The following is a 20,611-nucleotide window of genomic DNA, read 5'->3' on the forward strand; positions in this document are numbered from 1 at the left end:
TGCGCTTACCCGGCCTACGACGTCAGGCTTTTGTAGGCCGGGTAAGGCGAAGCCGCCACCCGGCGCAACGGACATCAAAGCTTATCCAGCAGCTTCTTCACGTCCTTACCGTCTTGTGAATCTTTATTACGGTCCGCCCAGCCGCTAAGCCGACGCTTCGCTTCATCCTGCAGATGCTTACGCAGGATCTGATCCACCTGGAGGCTGTAATTCAGGGCCTGCCATTTGCCATATACGGTCAGCGGGACCGGCGTCTCTTTCAGGAAGTCGATGAGCTTGCTTTCACCCTGCCAGCCGGAGAGTACCCGCACGTTAAATCGCGTGTCCGCGGTTTCTTTCACCAGATCCAGCTTACCTTCACCGGTCATTGATAAGAGTGAAGAAGTGCCCTGCATACCGTCGAGAGTAAGTTGTCCGTTGTCCAGCGTCAGGTCCGTGGTGAAGCTGTCGAGGCGCGTGGCACTGTCGTAGTTATCCTGGGCTTTTACATCGCTGCTGCGCTCGACCGCCTGCTGCACCAGCTGCTGGAAGTTAAGCCCATCCATACGGGAATTCTTCAGATCAAGATGCGCCTGCCCCTGCCACTCGCGGCGGAAAGCATCGGCATCAATTTTCGTGCCTGAGAAGTCACCCGCGAGCGTCAGCTGCCCCGTCAGGGATATCGGGTAGTTAAACGCTTTCAGGATGGTGCCTATCTCAACGTTGTCGAGACGCGGCTGGAATGCGGCGCTGGCAACGTCTTTACGGACATCCAGCGTGCCCGGCAGCGAGAGGTTCCCGGCGCCCATCTTACCGCTCAGTTCGAAGATCACCAGCAAACCGTTATGGTTAAACATCTGGCTGCTCACGTCGGTAAAATCAATGCCGCGCCAGCGCAGGCTATTGGCTTTCAGCAGAATATCCGCCGTGAAGCCGCGCAGAGCGTTATAGTCAGGCTGATCGAGATTAGACGAGATAACCGGACGTGATGCCGGTACCTGGCTTTGCCCCGTCTGGGTGGCATCGTTGTCCGTGGCGCTGGCCGGCAGAGGCGGCAGCAGGTTTTCCAGATTGAGCTTGTCAAACTGCAGATTCAGCACCCACTTCGGCTTCTCTTCGAGCGTGACGCTCGCCTGCCCCTTCAGGCTACTGTCATTTGCCTGCAAGTTGAGATTATCCAGCTCCAGCTGCTTTTGCTCTTCGCGCCAAACGGCCTGCAGCGTTCCCTGCCCGGTTATCCCCTGGGTGGGGAGATCGGCACCCGTCAGCTGCCAGTTCAGCTGCTGGATGTCGGCCATGAGCTGATGCGGGTAGTCCGAGGCGTTCACATTAGCATTCAGCGACAGGGTCAAATCGCGCTGATCGCGGTTCACGCGCCCGCTAAATTCCAGCGACGCAAGATGGTGAGCATCCTGTTCCATCTGCAGGTTGATGTTGCGAATGGTCACCTGCTCCTGGTGCTCATGCTGGAAAACCAACACGCTGTCGGCAACTTTCAGCTTGCCGATATCAAAGGACCAGCCGGTATCGGACGGTTCATCAGGCAGGGTATTTTCGCGCGGCGCAACCGGCGCACTGGCATCACGCACGGCTTCGGTTTGCGGGGTGAGCTGAATCACTGCGCCTTTCAGCATCACCTGCTTAACCTGCAGCTGATGGGAAATGAGCGGGATCAGCGCCACATCAAGGCGCATGTTGTCTGCGGACACCAGCGGCTGGGACGCCCCCGGCGCCGTGAGCGACATGCGGCCAGAGAGAATGCTGAGCTGCGGCCAGACGTGCCAGCGCAGCGGCCCGTCAAGCTTCAGTTGATAACCACTGCGTGCCTCGACCTGCCGCACCATGTAAGCGCGGAAATCGTTGGGGTTAACCAGCAGAACCAACGCCGAAAGGCCGGCCACCAGCACCACCAGCAAAATCATCAGCGTTGTCAGAACTCTTCTCATGGCATCCTCAATGGGCTAACGATCAGTCTTTATCAATGCGGCTGGCAACCGCGCCCTGCTGGTCGCGATATTTTGCGTCCTGCCGACGGTTATAAGGACGATCTGCCGGGCCTGACAGCGGTTCAAAGCTTAACGCGCCGATCATCATGCCCGGACGCAGCGCCAGCGGCAATTTACCGGCGTTGAAGAACTCCAGCACGATACGCCCCGACCAGCCTGGATCGATACGGTGCGCGGTCACGTGAACCATCAGCCCCAGTCGCGCCAGCGAAGAACGGCCATCAAGCCAGCCGACCAGGTCCGAAGGCAGAGTGACGGATTCAAACGTCACCGCCAGGGCCAGTTCACCCGGATGCAGATAAAAAGCTTCGCCTTCGTCGATTACGATTTCGTCACTCATCACGCGATCGAGCGCGGCGCTGACTTCGTCCTTCGGCCCGCTGAGGTCAATGAACGGCGCAGTGTGGCCACTAAAGGTGCGGAATTTATTCCCCAAGCGGACATCAACGGTCACGCCATTGATACGCTCAACAGGCGGGCGCGGGGTAATAGACAAACGGCCTTCATCCAGCCAGGCTTCTATATCGCGATCACAAAGACGCATGCCACTTTCTCCTTTCATGCATCGTACCCTGAGGCGGTAAGCGCTCAGGGTAAAACCAGGTTATCTCTGAACGGTACACAATTCACGCGGCTTATTCAAAAAACTGGCTGATTTTCGCTTTTAAGATATCAATAGCAATGCGGTTTTTACCCCCGCGCGGCACGATGATATCGGCGTATTGTTTGGATGGCTCAATAAACTGCAGGAACATCGGGCGGACCGTTTTCTGATATTGCGCCATGACGGAGTCCATCGAACGGCCGCGTTCATTCACGTCACGCTTGATGCGGCGCATCAGGCAGATGTCCAGCGGGGTATCGACGAAAATCGAGAAGTTCATGGATTCACGCAGGCGGGCGTCGGTCAGCAGCAGGATCCCTTCGAGGATAATGACCTTTTTCGGCTCGATGCGGATGGTTTCCCGGGTGCGGGTGTGTTCTACGTAACTGTAAACGGGCAGCTCAATCGCCTGGCCGCTCTTAAGCGCTTCTAAATGCTGGAACAGCAAGCTGTGATCCATTGCATTCGGGTGGTCATAGTTGGTTTTGACGCGCTCTTCCATCGACAGATGGGATTGATCTTTGTAATAGCTGTCTTCGGGAATGACGCCGATATGCTCATCACCTACTTGTTCACGCAGTTCGCGATAAAGCGTACTGGCAATTAGACTTTTACCTGAAGCCGATGCGCCGGCGATGCCTATAATGACGCATTGATGAGACTTATCAGTCATAAATTTAGCGACCTGATTAACCTGGATGTTAAGGAAGGACGACGCCGGAGCGTCAAACGCGGCAATTATAGGGATTTCACGGGCGTGATACCAGTCGAAAGCACAGGTTCTGCGAGACTGGCCGAAAAGTGACGTCTTATTCCCTGAGTGAAATTTAAATGAGCGTTTTTTCAGCGTTTAACCGTTTTTTTTCACGGAGCCTCTATTTAATAAGTCTGTGGTGTCAAATTCTGAGCGGTCACCATATGAATTGTAAATTGTTTGTACTAGCATAAACCAAATTATCAAATTCACGCGTTCGGACATCTTCCCTGACGGCATGGCGTCTCTGGATAAAGCGGTAATGAATAAACAATACCAGCGGGTTTTGGTTACCACCCCACATCCTTTAATACGACTTGTCTGTCTGGGCCTGGTCACCTTTATCTTTACCTTATTTTCCCTGGAGCTTACCCGGTTCGGCACCCTGCTAGCCCCGCTCTGGTTCCCCACCGCCATTATGATGGTGGCGTTTTACCGCCATGCAGGAAAAATGTGGCCGGGAATCGCCCTGGCCTGTTCGTTTGGCAATATTCTGGCCACCTGGATGCTGTTTTCGTGGGGATCGATAAGCCTCACCTACACCTCGATTAACGTGGTTGAAGCCTTTACCGGTGCGTTATTGCTGCGCAAATTGCTCCCGTGGTACAACCCGCTGCAGAATCTGAATGACTGGATCCGCGTGGCCATCGGCAGCGCAGTGATCCCGCCGCTGGTGGGCGGCTTGCTGGTGTCCCTGCTGGCTCCCGGCCCTGAACCCCTGCGTAATTTCTTCGTCTGGGTGTTGTCCGAAGCCATCGGCGCGCTGGCGGTGGTACCGTTGGGACTGTTGTTTAAACCGCATTATCTGCTGCGCCACCGTGACCCGAGACTGCTGCTGGAAACCCTGACCACGCTGGCCGTGACGCTGGCCCTCAGCTGGGCAGCCATCACCTGGCTGCCGTGGCCTTTCACCTGCGTTATCGTTTTGCTTATGTGGAGCGCCGTGCGCTTGCCGCGAATGGAAGCGTTCCTGGTGTTTCTGGTCACAGTGATGGTTGTGTCGCTGATGATTGCCCGAAATCCTGTGGCGCTGACAACCCAGCACGTCGGGGCGATGCTGAACGCCCCCTGGCTGCCGTTCCTGATGCTGCTCCTGCCTGCCAACGTGATGACCATGGTGATGTATGCCTTCCGCGCCGAGCGCAAACACATCACCGAAAGCGAGGAGCGTTTCCGCAATGCGATGGAGTATTCCGCTATCGGTATGGCGCTGGTCAGCATTGAGGGCAAATGGCTGCAGGCTAACAAGGCGCTGTGCAATTTCCTCGGTTACAGCCAGACGGAGCTCCAGTCGCTGACCTTCCAGCAGCTCACCTGGCCGGAAGATCTGCACACCGACCTGGAACAGCTCGAACAGCTGGTCAACGGCGACATCAATACCTATACCCTTGAGAAGCGCTATTACACCCGCGACGGGGAAGTGGTCTGGGCGCTCCTTGCCGTCTCCGTCGTGCGCCATGCCGACGGCTCGCCGCTCTATTTTATCGCCCAGATTGAAGACATTAATGATCTAAAGCAGACCGAGTGGGTCAACAAACGCCTGATGGAGCGCATTACGCTAGCTAACGAAGCGGGCGGCATCGGCATCTGGGAGTGGGATCTGGAGCCAGACATTATCAGCTGGGACAAGCGGATGTTTGAGCTGTATGAAATCCCGCCGCACATCAAGCCTACCTGGCAGCTCTGGCATGACACGATGCTGCCGGAAGATCGTGCCCACGCTGAGCAGGTGCTGCGGGACTCGCTGATTTCCCGCCTGCCGTTTAAGCTGGAATTCCGCATTCGCGTTAAGGAAGGCGTGCGCCATATTCGCTCCCTGGCGAACCGGGTGCTCAATAAGCAGGGTGAAGTCGAACGGCTGCTCGGTATCAACATGGACATGACCGAGGTTAAGCAGCTCAACGAGGCCCTCTTCCAGGAAAAAGAGCGTCTGCACATCACCCTCGATTCCATCGGTGAAGCGGTGCTGTGTACCGATATCAACATGAACGTCACCTTCATGAACCCGGTGGCCGAGAAAATGAGCGGCTGGCTGCAGACCGAGGCTATCGGCCAGCCGATCCTCAAGGTGTTGCACATTACCTTTGGTGAAAAAGGGCCGCTGATGGAGAATATTCACAGCGGCGATATGTCCCGTTCCGATATCGATCAGGACGTGGTGCTGAACTGCCGTACCGGCGGTAATTTTGATATTCACTACAGCATTACGCCGCTCAGCACGCTGGACGGGCAGAATATTGGCTCGGTTATCGTGATTCAGGACGTGACCGAGTCGCGCAAAATGCTGCGTCAGCTGAGTTACAGCGCCTCCCACGATGCCCTGACCCACCTGGCAAACCGGGTCAGCTTCGAAAATCATCTTAAACGCCTCCTGCAGACCGTTCGCGAAACGCGCCAGCGTCACGCTCTGGTCTTTATCGATCTCGATCGCTTTAAAGCCGTCAACGATACGGCAGGCCACGCGGCGGGAGATGCCCTGCTGCGGGAACTCTCTTCCCTGATGTTGACCATGCTCCGCTCCAGCGACGTGCTGGCGCGTCTGGGCGGGGATGAGTTCGGGTTACTGTTACCGGACTGCAATATTGAAAGCGCGCGCTATATCGCCGGGCGCCTGATCCAGGCGATCAATGACTATCACTTTATGTGGGAAGGCCGCCTGCACCGGATCGGCGCCAGCGCAGGTATCACGCTGATTGATGAAAATAACCATCAGGCGTCGGAGATCATGTCGCAGGCGGATATAGCCTGTTATGCCTCGAAAAACAGCGGGCGCGGCATGGTGACGGTTTACGAACCCCAGCAGGAGCGGGATCACAACACGCGCAGCATGATGTCGCTTGATGAACAGTGGCACATGATAAAAGACAATCACCTGATGATGATTGCCCGCAGCGTCGCCTCTCCGCGCATTCCGGAAAGCAGTAATTTCTGGCTGCTGTCGTTACGCCTGTGGACCAGCCAGGGCGAAGTCCAGGAGGAGCATGCGTTCCGCTCGGGCCTGGCGGAGCCTGAGCTTTTTCACGCCCTCGACAGACGTATTTTTAATGAGTTTTTCCGCGCCTCTGCCGCACAGGTCGCCAGTAAAGGCATGGGGGTGGCACTGCCGCTTTCTGAGGCCGGTTTAGCCAGCGTAACGCTGGTTGATGAACTTCTCGACCTGCTGGATAAAAGCCCCATGCCGGGCCGTCTCCTGCATCTGGTTATCTCTGCCGACGTGGTGTGCAGCCCGGATAAAAACCTGCAGCGGAGTCTGCAAAAGCTTCGCCAGGCGGGCTGCCGCGTGATCTTCAGCCAGGTGGGCCGCGACATGAACGTCTTTACCCATCTGACCGCCAATATGGCCGACTATCTGATGCTGGACGCAGAGGTGGTAAGCAACGTGTATGGCAATCTGATGGATGAGATGATGGTGACCATTGTGCAGGGCCACGCCCAGCGTCTGGGAATGAAAACTATCGCGGGCCCCTGCAACCAGCCCATCATGATGGATACGCTCTCCGGCATCGGCATTGATTTTATCTTTGGTGACACCATCGCCGAGCCGCAGCCGCTGGATCTACTGCTCAACACCAGCTATTTCGCCATCAACTGACGGCGCCCAGCCGTCGGTATACCAGATGTGCAGCAGCGCGTAAGAGCGCCACGGCTGCCAGCGCTCGGCATAACGACGAATCTGCGCGGGCGTCATCCCGGCAAAGCGTTGCTTAATCAGATAATCATCAGGCAGAAAGACATCTTTCGCCTGCCAGCCGCGCAGGGCCAGGTAGTTTGCCGTCCAGGACCCTATCCCCGGCCGCTGCTGTAGCGCCTTCATCCCGGCCTCAATATTCTCAGGTGGGAAAAGCGGAAACGTCCCGTCAATGACCGACTGCGCCAGGTGAATTAACGACTCCGCGCGTTTTACCGGCATGCCCAACGCTTTCAGCGCCAGCGGGTCCGCTGCCGCCAGCGCGTCCGGCGTGGGGAAGCAGAGATAGCCCGGACAATCCGCCACCGGCTCGCCGCACAGCGCCACCACGCGCGACGTCAGCTTCGCCGCCATCGCCACGCTCACCAGCTGCCCGAGGATCGCCCGCACGCCCTGCTCGTACGCATCCATCGCCCCCGGCAAACGCAAGCCTGGCCGGGCAGCACTCAGATCGCCCAGCGTATCCGCGATGTGCTGCGGGTTGCAGGCGAGATCGAACAGGCGCTCGATGCGTTCAAGGCACGTCTGCACAACCGGGATTAACCCCGGACTGAGCGTGACGTTCAGCGTATGGGTGGCGATATCCGGCGTGACGCGAAATATCCCCTGATGCCCTTCGCAGGCAAAACTGCGCTCGTAGTAGTCGTGCGTGACGGTTTCAATGCCCGTCACCGCACGCGCGCCGAGAAAGCCAAACATCCACTGCCAGTCATAAGGGGGTTGCCAGTTCAGGGTGTACATCGTTGCTCCTTTTTCATTCTTATACCCTAAATAATTCGAGTTGCAGGAAGGCGGCAAGAGAGCGAATCCCCAGGAGCATAGATAACTATGTGACTGGGGTGAGCGAGCGCAGCCAACACACCTGCAACTTGAAGTATGACGGGTATATCAGCATAAACGGAAAGACCTTGTATTGCCTTGCTTTCATATTCCTGTTGTCGCCATGCAGACATTTCGTTAAAGTCTCGCCCCTTCTCACTGGCATGGGGATTCATCGTGTTTATTGGATTTGACTACGGTACGGCAAACTGCTCGGTTGCGATTATGCAAAACGGGCAGCCGCGGCTCCTGAAAATGGAAAAAGAGAGCACGCTGCTGCCGTCTATGCTCTGCGCACCGACGCGTGAAGCGGTGAGCGAATGGCTGTTTCGTCACCATCAGGTTCCGGCCACGGCGGCGGAGACCCAGGCGCTGCTGCGCCGGGCGGTCAGCTTTAACCGCGAGGAAGACATCGACGTTACGCCGTCCAGCGTGCAGTTCGGTCTCTCTTCGCTCGGGCATTACATTGAAGATCCTGAAGAGGTTTACTTCGTTAAGTCGCCAAAATCCTTCCTCGGCGCCAGCGGCCTGAAGCCGCAGCAGGTCGCGATGTTCGAAGACCTGGTGTGCGCGATGATGCTGCATATTCGCAATCAGGCGCAGACGCAGGTCTCCGATGCGATTACCCAGGCGGTCATTGGCCGCCCGATCAACTTCCAGGGGCTGGGCGGCGACGAGGCCAACCAGCAGGCGCAGGGGATCCTGGAACGCGCGGCGCACCGTGCAGGCTTCCGCGACGTAGTGTTCCAGTACGAGCCGGTCGCGGCGGGGCTGGATTTTGAAGCCACGCTGACGGAAGAGAAGCGCGTGTTAGTCGTGGATATCGGCGGGGGCACCACGGACTGCTCGCTGCTGCTGATGGGACCGCAGTGGCATAACCGACGCGATCGTGAAAATAGCCTGCTCGGGCACAGCGGCTGCCGCGTAGGCGGTAACGATCTCGATATCGCGCTGGCATTCAAGAGCCTGATGCCGCTGCTCGGCATGGGCGGTCAGACGGAAAAAGGTATCGCCCTGCCGATCCTGCCATGGTGGAACGCGATTGCCATCAACGACGTGCCTGCGCAGAGTGATTTTTACAGCACCGCGAACGGCCGCTTCCTTAACGATCTGGTGCGCGACGCGCAGGACGCCGAAAAAGTCGCGCTGCTGTATAAAGTGTGGCGTCAGCGCCTGAGCTACCGCGTGGTGCGTACGGCCGAAGAGAGCAAAATTGCCCTTTCCGACCGCGCTGAGCATGCGGTCTCCTTGCCGTTTATCAGCGACGATCTGGCCACCGCGATTTCGCAGGACGGGCTGGAGACGGCGCTCGCGCAGCCGCTGCAGCGTATTCTGGAGCAGGTACAGCTGGCGCTGGAGAACGGTAAAGAGAAGCCGGACGTTATCTACCTGACCGGGGGGAGCGCCCGTTCGCCGCTGATCAAGAAAGCGCTGGCGGAACAGCTGCCTGGCATTCCGATTGCCGGTGGCGATGACTTTGGCTCCGTTACCGCAGGGCTGGCGCGCTGGGCGCAGGTGATGTTTAGCTAGTGCGGTTGCGGTGCGGTCTGGTGCCCTCACCCCGGCCCTCTCCCACAGGGAGAGGGAGAAAACACCAAAAACGGCAAGGGATGTTGCCGTTTTGCTTTTACCTCCATTCAGACCATTCCTGACAGTCTTCCATATTTCCTCCATTTTTCCGCTGTGTTAGCTGACTAAACTAGTATCATTCCCCGAAGTCTTCAGGATGAGAACGTATAACGATGAAAGGCAGTAACAAATCCCGCTGGGCAATCGCCGCAGGCATCATTGTGGTGGTCCTTGCCGCCGCCTGGTACTGGCACAGTCAATCCGCGAACTCCGCCGCCCCCGCTGGTGCCAGTAGTCAGGCGCAGCGCCCTGCAGGCGGAGGACGTCACGGCATGCGCGGCGGCGCGCTGGCGCCGGTACAGGCGGCGACGGCAGTGAATAAAGCCGTTCCTCGCTATCTAACGGGCCTTGGGACCATTACCGCCGCCAACACCGTGACGGTGCGCAGCCGCGTCGACGGCCAGCTGATGGCCATTCACTTCCAGGAAGGTCAGCAGGTTAAAGCAGGCGATCTGCTGGCGGAAATCGACCCGAGCCAGTTTAAGGTCGCCCTCGCCCAGGCGCAGGGGCAGCTCGCGAAAGACAAAGCCACGCTCGCCAACGCGCGCCGCGATCTGGCGCGCTACCAGCAACTGGTGAAAACCAACCTCGTATCTCGTCAGGAGCTGGACACCCAGCAGTCGCTGGTCAGCGAAACGCAGGGCACCATCAAAGCTGACGAGGCCGCCGTGGCCAGCGCACAGCTGCAGCTGGACTGGAGCCGCATCACCGCGCCGATTGACGGGCGCGTGGGCCTGAAGCAGGTCGATATCGGCAACCAGATCTCCAGCGGCGACACCACGGGCATCGTGGTGATCACCCAGACCCACCCGATTGATTTAGTCTTTACCCTGCCGGAAAGCGAAATCGCGACCGTGGTGCAGGCGCAAAAAGCCGGTAAAGGGCTGGTGGTGGAAGCCTGGGACCGCAGCAACAAGCAGAAGCTGAGCGAAGGCTCTCTGCTCAGCCTGGATAACCAGATCGACACCACCACCGGCACCATCAAGCTGAAGGCGCGCTTTAACAACCAGGACGATGCCCTCTTCCCGAACCAGTTCGTCAACGCGCGCATGCTGGTCGCGACCGAAGAGAACGCGGTGGTGATCCCTACCGCAGCGCTGCAGATGGGTAACGAAGGTAACTTCGTCTGGGTACTTAACAGCGACAATAAGGTCAGCAAGCACCTGGTGAAAACCGGTATCCAGGACAGCCAGACGGTGGTCATCGCCGCAGGCCTTTCCGCAGGCGACCGCGTGGTCACCGACGGCATTGACCGTCTGACCGAAGGGGCCAAAGTGGAAGTGGTTGAACCTGCGAAACAGGGAGAGAAATCCTGATGCAGGTGATGCCCCCAGGCTCTACAGGCGGGCCGTCACGCCTGTTTATCCTCCGTCCTGTCGCCACCACGCTGCTGATGGTGGCGATCCTGCTCGCCGGGATTATCGGCTATCGCTTCCTGCCCGTGTCGGCGCTGCCGGAGGTGGATTACCCAACGATTCAGGTTGTCACACTCTATCCAGGCGCCAGCCCGGACGTGGTGACGTCCGCTATTACCGCCCCACTGGAGCGCCAGTTCGGCCAGATGTCGGGGCTAAAACAGATGTCATCCCAGAGTTCCGGCGGGGCATCCGTCGTGACGCTGCAGTTCCAGCTGACGCTGTCGCTGGACGTCGCCGAGCAGGAGGTGCAGGCCGCCATCAACGCCGCCACCAACCTGCTGCCGTCCGACCTGCCTAACCCGCCGGTCTACAGCAAGGTGAACCCGGCGGATCCGCCGATCATGACGCTTGCCGTCACCTCCTCCGCCATGCCGATGACCCAGGTCGAAGACATGGTCGAAACGCGCGTGGCGCAGAAAATTTCACAGGTCTCCGGCGTCGGCCTCGTCACCCTCGCGGGCGGCCAGCGCCCCGCCGTGCGCGTGAAGCTGAACGCGCAGGCGATTGCCGCGCTGGGTCTGACCAGCGAAACCATCCGCACCGCCATCAGCAGTGCCAACGTTAACTCGGCAAAAGGCTCGCTGGACGGCCCCACCCGCGCCGTGACGCTCTCTGCCAACGATCAGATGCAGTCCGCCGATGAATACCGCCAGCTGATTATTGCTTACCAGAACGGCGCTCCGGTGCGTCTGGGCGACGTGGCGACCGTGGAGCAAGGCGCGGAAAACAGCTGGCTCGGCGCCTGGGCCAACAGGCAGCAGGCGATCGTGATGAACGTGCAGCGCCAGCCGGGCGCTAACATCATCGAAACCGCCGACAGCATCCGCACCATGCTGCCGCAGCTGATCGAAAGCCTGCCGAAATCGGTCAGCGTGAAGGTGCTTTCCGACCGCACCACGAACATTCGCGCGTCGGTTACCGACACCCAGTTCGAGCTGATGCTGGCGATTGCGCTGGTGGTCATGATCATCTATCTGTTCCTGCGCAACGTTCCGGCCACCATTATTCCCGCCGTCGCCGTGCCGCTCTCGCTGGTCGGGACCTTTGCGGTGATGGTGTTCCTCGATTTTTCGATTAACAACCTGACGCTGATGGCGCTCACCATCGCCACCGGGTTCGTGGTGGATGACGCCATCGTCGTTATCGAGAACATTTCGCGCTATATCGAAAAGGGTGAAAAACCGCTGCCGGCCGCGCTGAAGGGCGCGGGCGAAATCGGCTTTACCATTATCTCGCTGACCTTCTCGCTGATTGCGGTGCTGATCCCGCTGCTGTTTATGGGCGATATCGTCGGGCGGCTGTTCCGCGAGTTTGCCGTCACGCTGGCGGTCGCCATTTTGATCTCCGCCGTGGTGTCGCTGACCCTGACGCCGATGATGTGCGCCCGCATGCTGAGCCACGAGTCCCTGCGCAAGCAAAACCGCTTCTCGCGCGCCTCCGAGCGGATGTTCGAGCGGATTATTGCCGCCTACGGTCGCGTGCTGGCGAAAGTTCTGAACCATCCGTGGGCCACGCTCGGCGTGGCGCTGGGAACCCTGGCGCTCAGCGTGATGCTGTGGATTTTCATTCCGAAAGGCTTCTTCCCGATTCAGGACAACGGCATTATTCAGGGCACGCTTCAGGCCCCGCAGTCGGTCTCCTTCGCGAACATGGCCCAGCGCCAGCAGCAGGTGTCTGAGATCGTTATGAAAGATCCGGCGGTGGAGAGCCTGACCTCCTACGTGGGCGTCGACGGCACTAACCCGTCGCTCAACAGCGCGCGTCTGCAGATCAACCTTAAGCCGCTGGACGAGCGCGACGATCGCGTCAACACCGTCATTGAGCGTCTGCAAAACGCCGTCGCGCGCGTGCCGGGCGTTGAGCTTTACCTGCAGCCGATCCAGGATTTGACCATTGATACCCAGGTCAGCCGCACGCAGTACCAGTTCACGCTGCAGGCCACCTCGCTGGACGCGCTCAGCACCTGGGTGCCGCAGCTGGTGAATAAGCTTAACACCCTGCCGCAGCTCGCCGACGTCAGCAGCGACTGGCAGGACAAAGGGCTGGCGGCGTACGTGAACGTCAACCGCGATACCGCCAGCCGTCTGGGCATTACTATGTCCGACGTGGACAACGCACTGTACAACGCCTTCGGTCAGCGCCTGATCTCTACCATCTACACCCAGGCCAACCAGTATCGCGTGGTGCTGGAGCACAATACGGAGAATACGCCCGGGCTGGCGGGGCTGGACTCGGTGCGCCTGACCAGCAAAGACGGCGGCATTGTGCCGCTGAGCGCTATCGCCACGGTGGAAGAACGCTATACTCCGCTGTCGATTAACCATCTGGATCAGTTCCCGTCCACCACCATCTCCTTCAACGTGCCGGACAATTATTCTCTCGGCGAAGCGGTGGAGGCCATTCAGGCTGCTGAAAAAGAGCTCAGCTTCCCGTCCGATATTCAGACCCAGTTCCAGGGCAGCACGCTGGCGTTTCAGGCCGCGCTGGGTAACACCATCTGGCTGATCGTCGCGGCGGTCGTGGCGATGTACATCGTGCTCGGGGTCCTGTACGAAAGCTTTATCCACCCGATCACCATCCTCTCTACCCTGCCGACGGCGGGCGTGGGGGCGCTGCTGGCATTGATGCTGGCGGGCAGCGAGCTGGACGTCATTGCCATCATCGGCATTATCCTGCTTATCGGGATCGTGAAGAAAAACGCCATCATGATGATCGACTTCGCCCTGGCCGCCGAGCGCGAGCAGGGCATGTCGCCGCGCGACGCCATCTTCCAGGCCTGTCTGCTGCGTTTTCGTCCAATCCTGATGACGACGCTGGCCGCCCTGCTGGGCGCGCTGCCGCTGATGCTCAGCACCGGCGTCGGCGCGGAGCTGCGCCGTCCGCTGGGTATCGGCATGGTCGGCGGTCTGCTGGTGAGCCAGGTGCTAACGCTCTTCACCACGCCGGTGATTTACCTGCTGTTTGACCGCCTGGCGCTGTGGGCCAAAAGCCGCTTCCCGAAACGTGAAGAGGAGGCATAAGTGAAGTTTTTCGCCCTCTTCATTTATCGCCCGGTGGCGACGATTTTAATCTCGCTCGCCATTACCCTCTGCGGCGTGCTGGGCTTCCGGCTGCTGCCGGTGGCGCCGCTGCCGCAGGTGGATTTCCCGGTGATCATGGTCAGCGCCTCGCTGCCGGGTGCGTCACCGGAGACCATGGCCTCGTCGGTTGCCACACCGCTGGAGCGTTCCCTTGGGCGGATTGCAGGGGTCAACGAGATGACCTCCAGCAGCTCGCTGGGCAGCACGCGCATCATTCTGGAGTTCAGCTTCGACCGGGATATTAACGGTGCGGCGCGCGACGTGCAGGCGGCCATCAACGCCGCACAAAGCCTGCTGCCGAGCGGAATGCCGAGCCGCCCAACCTACCGCAAGGCCAACCCGTCCGATGCGCCGATCATGATCCTGACGCTGACCTCGGATACGTACTCGCAGGGGCAGCTTTACGACTTTGCGTCTACCCAGCTGGCGCAGACAATCTCACAAATTAACGGCGTGGGTGACGTGAGCGTCGGCGGGAGTTCCCTGCCCGCCGTGCGCGTGGGCCTAAACCCGCAAGCGCTGTTCAACCAGGGCGTGTCGCTGGATGACGTGCGCTCCGCCATCAGCACGGCCAACGTCCGCAAGCCGCAGGGGGCGATTGAGGACGGCAGCCACCGCTGGCAGATCCACACCAACGACGAGCTGAAAACCGCCGCCGAATATCAGCCGCTCATTATTCACTACAATAACGGCGCGGCGGTGCGCTTGAGCGACGTTGCCAGCGTCACCGACTCGGTGCAGGACGTGCGTAACGCTGGGATGACCAACGCTAAGCCGGCCATTCTGCTGATGATCCGCAAGCTGCCGGAAGCGAACATTATTGAGACGGTAAACAGCATTCGCGCTCGCCTTCCGGACCTGCAGGAGACCATCCCGGCAGCAATCGATCTGCAAATTGCGCAGGATCGCTCCCCGACCATTCGAGCCTCGCTTGAGGAGGTGGAGCAAACGCTGATTATCTCCGTCGCGCTGGTGATCCTGGTGGTCTTCCTGTTCCTGCGATCCGGTCGCGCGACGCTTATTCCGGCGGTGGCCGTGCCGGTGTCGCTGATCGGTACCTTTGCCGCCATGTACCTGTGCGGGTTTAGCCTCAACAACCTGTCGCTGATGGCCCTGACGATAGCGACGGGCTTCGTGGTAGATGACGCCATCGTGGTGCTGGAAAACATTTCCCGCCACCTGGAAGCGGGCGTGAAGCCGCTTCAGGCTGCGCTGCAGGGCACGCGCGAGGTGGGCTTTACGGTGCTCTCCATGAGCCTGTCGCTGGTGGCGGTATTCCTGCCGCTGCTGCTGATGGGCGGGCTGCCGGGCCGGCTGCTGCGCGAGTTCGCCGTCACCCTCTCCGTCGCCATCGGCATTTCGCTGGCGATCTCCTTAACGCTGACGCCGATGATGTGCGGCTGGATGCTCAAGCGCAGCAAACCCCATTCGCAGCCGCGACGCAAAGGCTTTGGTCGCTTCCTGATGGCGATGCAGGAAGGCTACGGCAAATCGCTGAAGTGGGTGCTGAACCATACCCGGCTGGTCGGCCTGGTGCTGATCGGCACCATCGTGCTCAACGTCTGGATGTACATCACTATCCCGAAAACCTTCTTCCCCGAGCAGGACACCGGCGTGCTGATGGGGGGGATTCAGGCGGACCAGAGCATTTCGTTCCAGGCGATGCGCGGCAAGCTGCAGGACTTTATGAAGATCATTCGTGAAGACAAAGCCGTGGATAACGTCACCGGCTTTACCGGTGGGTCACGCGTTAACAGCGGGATGATGTTTATTACCCTGAAACCGCGCGGCGAACGCAACGAAACCGCCCAGCAGGTGATTGACCGCCTGCGGGTGAAGCTCGCCAAAGAGCCGGGGGCAAACCTGTTTTTGATGGCCGTTCAGGATATCCGCGTTGGCGGCCGTCAGGCGAACGCCAGCTATCAGTACACGTTGCTCTCGGACGATTTAGCCGCCCTGCGCGAGTGGGAGCCGAAGATCCGCAAGGCGCTGGCCGCCCTGCCGGAGCTGGCGGACGTCAACTCCGATCAGCAGGACAACGGCGCCGAGATGGCCCTGACCTACGACCGCGAAACCATGTCGCGGCTGGGCATTAACGTTGAAGCCGCCAACAGCCTGCTGAACAACGCCTTCGGCCAGCGCGAGATCTCCACCATCTACCAGCCGATGAACCAGTACAAGGTGGTGATGGAAGTCGATCCGCGCTATACCCAGGACATCAGCGCGCTGGACAAAATGTTTGTGATTAACAACGACGGCAAGGCGATTCCACTCTCCTACTTTGCCAGCTGGCAGCCTGCCAACGCGCCGCTGTCGGTGAACCATCAGGGGCTTTCGGCGGCGTCGACCATCTCCTTTAACCTGCCCGCCGGTTCGTCGCTTTCTGAGGCCAGCGACGCAATCAACCGCGCAATGACGCAGCTTGGCGTGCCGTCCACCGTGCGCGGCAGCTTTGCCGGGACCGCGCAGGTGTTCCAGGAGACGATGAACTCGCAGGTGATTTTGATTCTGGCCGCCATCGCCACGGTTTATATTGTGCTGGGCGTGCTGTATGAGAGCTACGTTCACCCGCTGACCATTCTCTCAACGCTGCCGTCGGCGGGCGTGGGGGCGCTGCTGGCGCTGGAGCTTTTCGGCGCGCCGTTCAGCCTGATCGCGCTCATTGGGATCATGCTGTTGATCGGCATCGTGAAGAAAAACGCGATCATGATGGTGGATTTCGCCCTGGACGCCCAGCGCAACGGCAATCTGTCGCCGGAAGAGGCCATCTTCCAGGCCTGCCTGCTGCGTTTTCGGCCGATCATGATGACTACCCTGGCGGCGCTGTTTGGCGCGCTGCCGCTGGTTATCTCGGGCGGCGACGGCTCAGAGCTGCGCCAGCCGCTGGGGATCACCATTGTCGGCGGCCTGGTCATGAGCCAGCTGCTGACGCTGTACACCACGCCGGTGGTCTATCTGTTCTTCGACCGCCTGCGGCTGCGCTTCTCGCGTAAAAACAGAACCACGGTGACCGAGTAAATGACCGATCTCCCCGCTAACGTTCGCTGGCAGCTATGGATAGTCGCTTTCGGCTTCTTTATGCAGTCGCTGGATACGACCATCGTCAACACCGCCCTCCCCTCCATGGCGAAAAGCCTGGGGGAGAGCCCGCTGCATATGCATATGGTGATTGTCTCCTACGTGCTGACGGTTGCCGTAATGCTGCCTGCCAGCGGCTGGCTGGCCGATAAAGTGGGGGTGCGAAATATCTTCTTTACCGCCATCGTGCTGTTTACCACCGGCTCGCTGTTTTGCGCGCAGGCCAACACCCTCGACCAGCTGGTAATGGCGCGCGTGCTGCAGGGCGTTGGCGGGGCGATGATGGTCCCCGTCGGGCGGCTAACGGTGATGAAGATTGTGCCGCGCGAGCAGTACATGGCGGCGATGACCTTTGTGACGTTGCCCGGCCAGGTGGGGCCGCTGCTAGGCCCGGCGCTCGGCGGCATTCTGGTGGAGTACGCCTCCTGGCACTGGATCTTCTTAATCAATCTTCCTGTTGGCATCATCGGCGCCATCGCCACCCTGACGCTGATGCCGAACTACAAAATGCAGACGCGGCGCTTTGATTTCTTTGGCTTTATCCTGCTGGCGGCGGGCATGGCCATGCTGACCCTGGCGCTCGACGGGCAAAAGGGGCTGGGCATTTCGTCCCTGACGCTGGGGATGCTGGTCGTTATCGGCATCACCGCCATACTGTGGTATCTGCGGCATGCCAGAGGTAACGATAAAGCGCTGTTCAGCCTGAACTTGTTTAAAAACCCTACCTATCGCCTTGGCCTGCTCGGCAGCTTCGCCGGGCGTATCGGCAGCGGCATGCTGCCGTTTATGACGCCCGTTTTCCTGCAAATCGGAATGGGATTTTCGCCGTTCCACGCGGGCCTGATGATGATCCCGATGGTGCTCGGCAGCATGGGAATGAAGCGCATCGTGGTGCAGGTCGTGAACCGTTTTGGCTACCGTCACGTGCTGGCCACCGCCACGCTGGGGCTGGCGCTGGTGAGTCTGCTGTTTATGGCCGTGGCGCTGATGGGCTGGTACTACGTTCTGCCGCTGGTGCTGTTCTGTCAGGGGATCGTCAACTCCATGCGCTTCTCGTCGATGAATACCCTGACGCTAAAGGACCTGCCGGACGATCTGGCGAGCAGCGGCAACAGCCTGCTGTCGATGATCATGCAGCTCTCGATGAGCGTCGGGGTGACCATCGCGGGTTTACTGCTCGGCATGTACGGCCAGCACCACCTCAGCGTCGACACGCCGGTGGCGCATCAGGTCTTTTTGTATACCTATCTCAGCATGGCGGTCATCATCGCCCTGCCCGCTTTCATCTTCGCCAGAGTGCCGGATGATACCAGCAAGAACGTCGTGATTAGGCGCGGCAAAAGGAGTGGCTCATGAAATTCTGGCGTCCGGGCATTACCGGCAAGCTCTTCGTGGCGATCTTTGCCACCTGTATCGTCCTGCTGGTCACCATGCACTGGGCGGTACGGATCAGCTTTGAGCGCGGTTTTATTGATTATATCAAGCATGGCAATGAACAGCGTTTACAGGGCTTAAGCGATGCGCTGAGTGAACAGTACGCCCAGCATGGCAACTGGCGTTTTCTGCGCAATAACGACCGCTTTATTTTCCAGATCCTGCGCTCGCTGGAGCACGATACCGGTGACGATCGCCCGGGGCCAAGCATGCCGCCGCACGGCTGGCGCACCCAGTTCTGGGTGATTGATCAGGACATGCGCACGCTGGTGGGGCCGCGCGCGCCGATACCGCCGGACGGCACCCGCCGGGCGATCAAAGTCAATAATGCGACAGTCGGCTGGGTTATCGCCTCCCCGGTGGAGCGCCTGACGCGCAACACCGACATCAACTTTGACCGCCAGCAGCGTCGGACAAGCTGGCTGATTGTTGCCCTCTCCACCCTGCTCGCCGCGCTCGCCACCTTCCCGCTGGCGCGCGGTCTGCTCGCCCCGGTGAAAAGGCTGGTGGAAGGCACGCACAAGCTGGCCGCCGGGGATTTCACCACCCGCGTCGATACCCGCAGCCAGGACGAACTGGGCAAGCTGGCGCAGGATTTTAACCAGCTCGCCAGCACGCTGGAGAAGAACCAGCAGATGCGCCGCGACTTTATGGCCGATATCTCCCACGAGCTGCGCACGCCGCTGGCGGTGCTGCGCGGCGAGCTGGAGGCCATTCAGGACGGCGTGCGCCAGTTTACGCCCGAATCGGTGGCCTCTCTGCAGGCAGAGGTGGGCACGCTCACCAAACTGGTGGATGACCTCCACCAGCTCTCTATGTCCGACGAAGGCGCGCTGGCCTACCAGAAAGCGCCGGTGGACGTGATTAATATTCTGGAAGTGATCAGCGGCGCGTTCCGCGAGCGGTTTGCCAGCCGCAACCTGAAAATCGACCTCTCCCTGCCGGACAGCGCGGTGGTGTTTGGCGACAAAGACCGCCTGATGCAGCTGTTCAATAACCTGCTGGAAAACAGCCTGCGCTACACCGACAGCGGCGGCGGGCTGCACATCTCCGGCAGGCAGGAAAACGGGCGCTTTGCCCTCACCTTCGCGGATTCCGCCCCCGGCGTGCAGGACGCGCAGCTGGAAAAACTGTTTGAACGTTTCTACCGTACCGAAGGCTCCCGCAACCGCGCCAGCGGCGGTTCCGGCCTGGGGCTGGCGATTTGCGTTAACATCGTTGAGGCGCATAATGGCACGATCCGCGCCGCCCATTCGCCTTTTGGCGGGGTTAGCATTACAGTAGAGTTACCTCTGGAACGGGATTTATCGAGAGAAGTATGACCGAGTTACCGATTGACGAAAACACGCCGCGCATTTTGATTGTGGAAGACGAGCCGAAGCTTGGGCAGCTGCTGATCGACTATTTACGCGCGGCCAGCTACGCCCCGTCGCTAATCAGCCACGGCGACCAGGTGCTGCCATACGTGCGCCAGACCCCGCCGGATCTGATCCTGCTTGATTTGATGCTGCCAGGCGTTGACGGTCTGACCCTGTGCCGGGAAATTCGTCGCTTCTCCGACGTGCCGATCGTCATGGTCACAGCCAAAATCGAAGAGATCGACCGCCTGCTGGGGCTCGAAATTGGCGCAGACGATTATATCTGCAAGCCCTACAGCCCGCGTGAAGTGGTCGCCCGCGTGAAAACCATTCTGCGCCGCTGCAGGCCGCAGCGCGAGCTTCAGGTGCTGGACGCCGAAAGCCCGCTGATTGTCGACGAAAGCCGCTTCCAGGCGAGCTGGCGCAGCAAGCTGCTGGACCTGACCCCTGCGGAGTTCCGTCTGCTGAAAACCCTCTCCCACGAGCCGGGGAAAGTCTTTTCCCGCGAACAGCTGCTGAACCACCTGTATGACGATTACCGCGTCGTGACCGACCGCACCATCGACAGCCATATCAAAAACCTGCGCCGCAAGCTGGAGGCGCTGGACGCCGAGCAGTCGTTTATTCGCGCGGTGTATGGCGTGGGGTATCGCTGGGAAGCAGATGCGTGCAGGATAATGTGATTAACGATGCTTTACAGCTATGTATAGTACAGTCAGACATTTTTAAACAATACAGAAAAGAAGTCTGGTTCTATTTTTTTC

The 20,611-nt window shown here is 59.5% G+C and carries 12 protein-coding genes; 8 read left to right on the top strand and 4 right to left on the bottom strand.

All coding sequences use genetic code 11. From position 1 onward, the window contains the following. Positions 1-74 precede the first annotated feature (74 nt). The 3 genes from asmA to udk form a co-directional block, all read right to left on the bottom strand. Positions 75-1,925 carry an outer membrane assembly protein AsmA gene (gene asmA / locus LBF07_RS03425; protein WP_094934047.1) on the bottom strand — a complete coding sequence of 617 codons (1,851 nt, stop codon included), beginning with the start codon at positions 1,923-1,925 and terminating at the stop codon, positions 75-77. 22 nt (positions 1,926-1,947) lie between these two features. Beyond that, the gene (dcd, locus tag LBF07_RS03430; protein WP_032646484.1) at positions 1,948-2,529 is read right to left on the bottom strand and encodes a dCTP deaminase; all 582 of its coding nucleotides are present in this window, start codon (positions 2,527-2,529) and stop codon (positions 1,948-1,950) included. A 91-nt stretch (positions 2,530-2,620) separates the two neighbouring features. After that, positions 2,621-3,262, bottom strand: a complete 642-nt coding sequence (gene udk, locus LBF07_RS03435) for a uridine kinase (protein ID WP_033145985.1) — start codon at positions 3,260-3,262, stop codon at positions 2,621-2,623. A 343-nt stretch (positions 3,263-3,605) separates the two neighbouring features. Here udk and LBF07_RS03440 point away from each other — a divergent pair, with 343 nt between their 5' ends. Then, positions 3,606-6,935, top strand: a complete 3,330-nt coding sequence (locus LBF07_RS03440) for a diguanylate cyclase (protein ID WP_094934048.1) — start codon at positions 3,606-3,608, stop codon at positions 6,933-6,935. On the opposite strand, the gene alkA is transcribed toward LBF07_RS03440, so the two are convergent. Continuing rightward, complete coding sequence (alkA, locus tag LBF07_RS03445; protein WP_094934049.1) at positions 6,900-7,772, bottom strand: DNA-3-methyladenine glycosylase 2; 873 nt, start codon at positions 7,770-7,772, stop codon at positions 6,900-6,902. The genes LBF07_RS03440 and alkA overlap by 36 nt on opposite strands. A gap of 255 nt (positions 7,773-8,027) precedes the next feature. Here alkA and yegD point away from each other — a divergent pair, with 255 nt between their 5' ends. The 7 genes from yegD (at position 8,028) to baeR (ending at position 20,530) form a co-directional block, all read left to right on the top strand. After that, positions 8,028-9,380 carry a molecular chaperone gene (gene yegD / locus LBF07_RS03450; RefSeq protein WP_094934051.1) on the top strand — a complete coding sequence of 451 codons (1,353 nt, stop codon included), beginning with the start codon at positions 8,028-8,030 and terminating at the stop codon, positions 9,378-9,380. 212 nt (positions 9,381-9,592) lie between these two features. After that, positions 9,593-10,795: an MdtA/MuxA family multidrug efflux RND transporter periplasmic adaptor subunit gene (locus LBF07_RS03455; RefSeq protein ID WP_094934053.1), complete on the top strand. Its 1,203-nt coding sequence runs from the start codon at positions 9,593-9,595 to the stop codon at positions 10,793-10,795. Next, entirely contained in the window at positions 10,795-13,917 is a 3,123-nt protein-coding gene (locus LBF07_RS03460) for an MdtB/MuxB family multidrug efflux RND transporter permease subunit (protein WP_094934055.1), read from the top strand. The genes LBF07_RS03455 and LBF07_RS03460 overlap by 1 nt, the downstream gene beginning before the upstream one ends. After that, positions 13,918-16,995: a multidrug efflux RND transporter permease subunit MdtC gene (gene mdtC / locus LBF07_RS03465; protein ID WP_094934056.1), complete on the top strand. Its 3,078-nt coding sequence runs from the start codon at positions 13,918-13,920 to the stop codon at positions 16,993-16,995. Continuing rightward, the gene (locus tag LBF07_RS03470; protein WP_094934057.1) at positions 16,996-18,411 is read left to right on the top strand and encodes an MFS transporter; all 1,416 of its coding nucleotides are present in this window, start codon (positions 16,996-16,998) and stop codon (positions 18,409-18,411) included. It begins immediately after the preceding gene. Then, positions 18,408-19,811 carry a two-component system sensor histidine kinase BaeS gene (baeS, locus tag LBF07_RS03475; RefSeq protein ID WP_224435107.1) on the top strand — a complete coding sequence of 468 codons (1,404 nt, stop codon included), beginning with the start codon at positions 18,408-18,410 and terminating at the stop codon, positions 19,809-19,811. The genes LBF07_RS03470 and baeS overlap by 4 nt, the downstream gene beginning before the upstream one ends. Then, positions 19,808-20,530, top strand: coding sequence for a two-component system response regulator BaeR (gene baeR / locus LBF07_RS03480; RefSeq protein ID WP_023312418.1), 723 nt, complete (start codon positions 19,808-19,810; stop codon positions 20,528-20,530). Before baeS ends, baeR begins: the two co-directional genes overlap by 4 nt. Positions 20,531-20,611 lie beyond the last annotated feature (81 nt).

The sequence above is a fragment of the Enterobacter cloacae complex sp. ECL352 genome, assembly GCF_020149545.1.
Taxonomy (GTDB): Bacteria; Pseudomonadota; Gammaproteobacteria; order Enterobacterales; family Enterobacteriaceae; genus Enterobacter; species Enterobacter asburiae_B.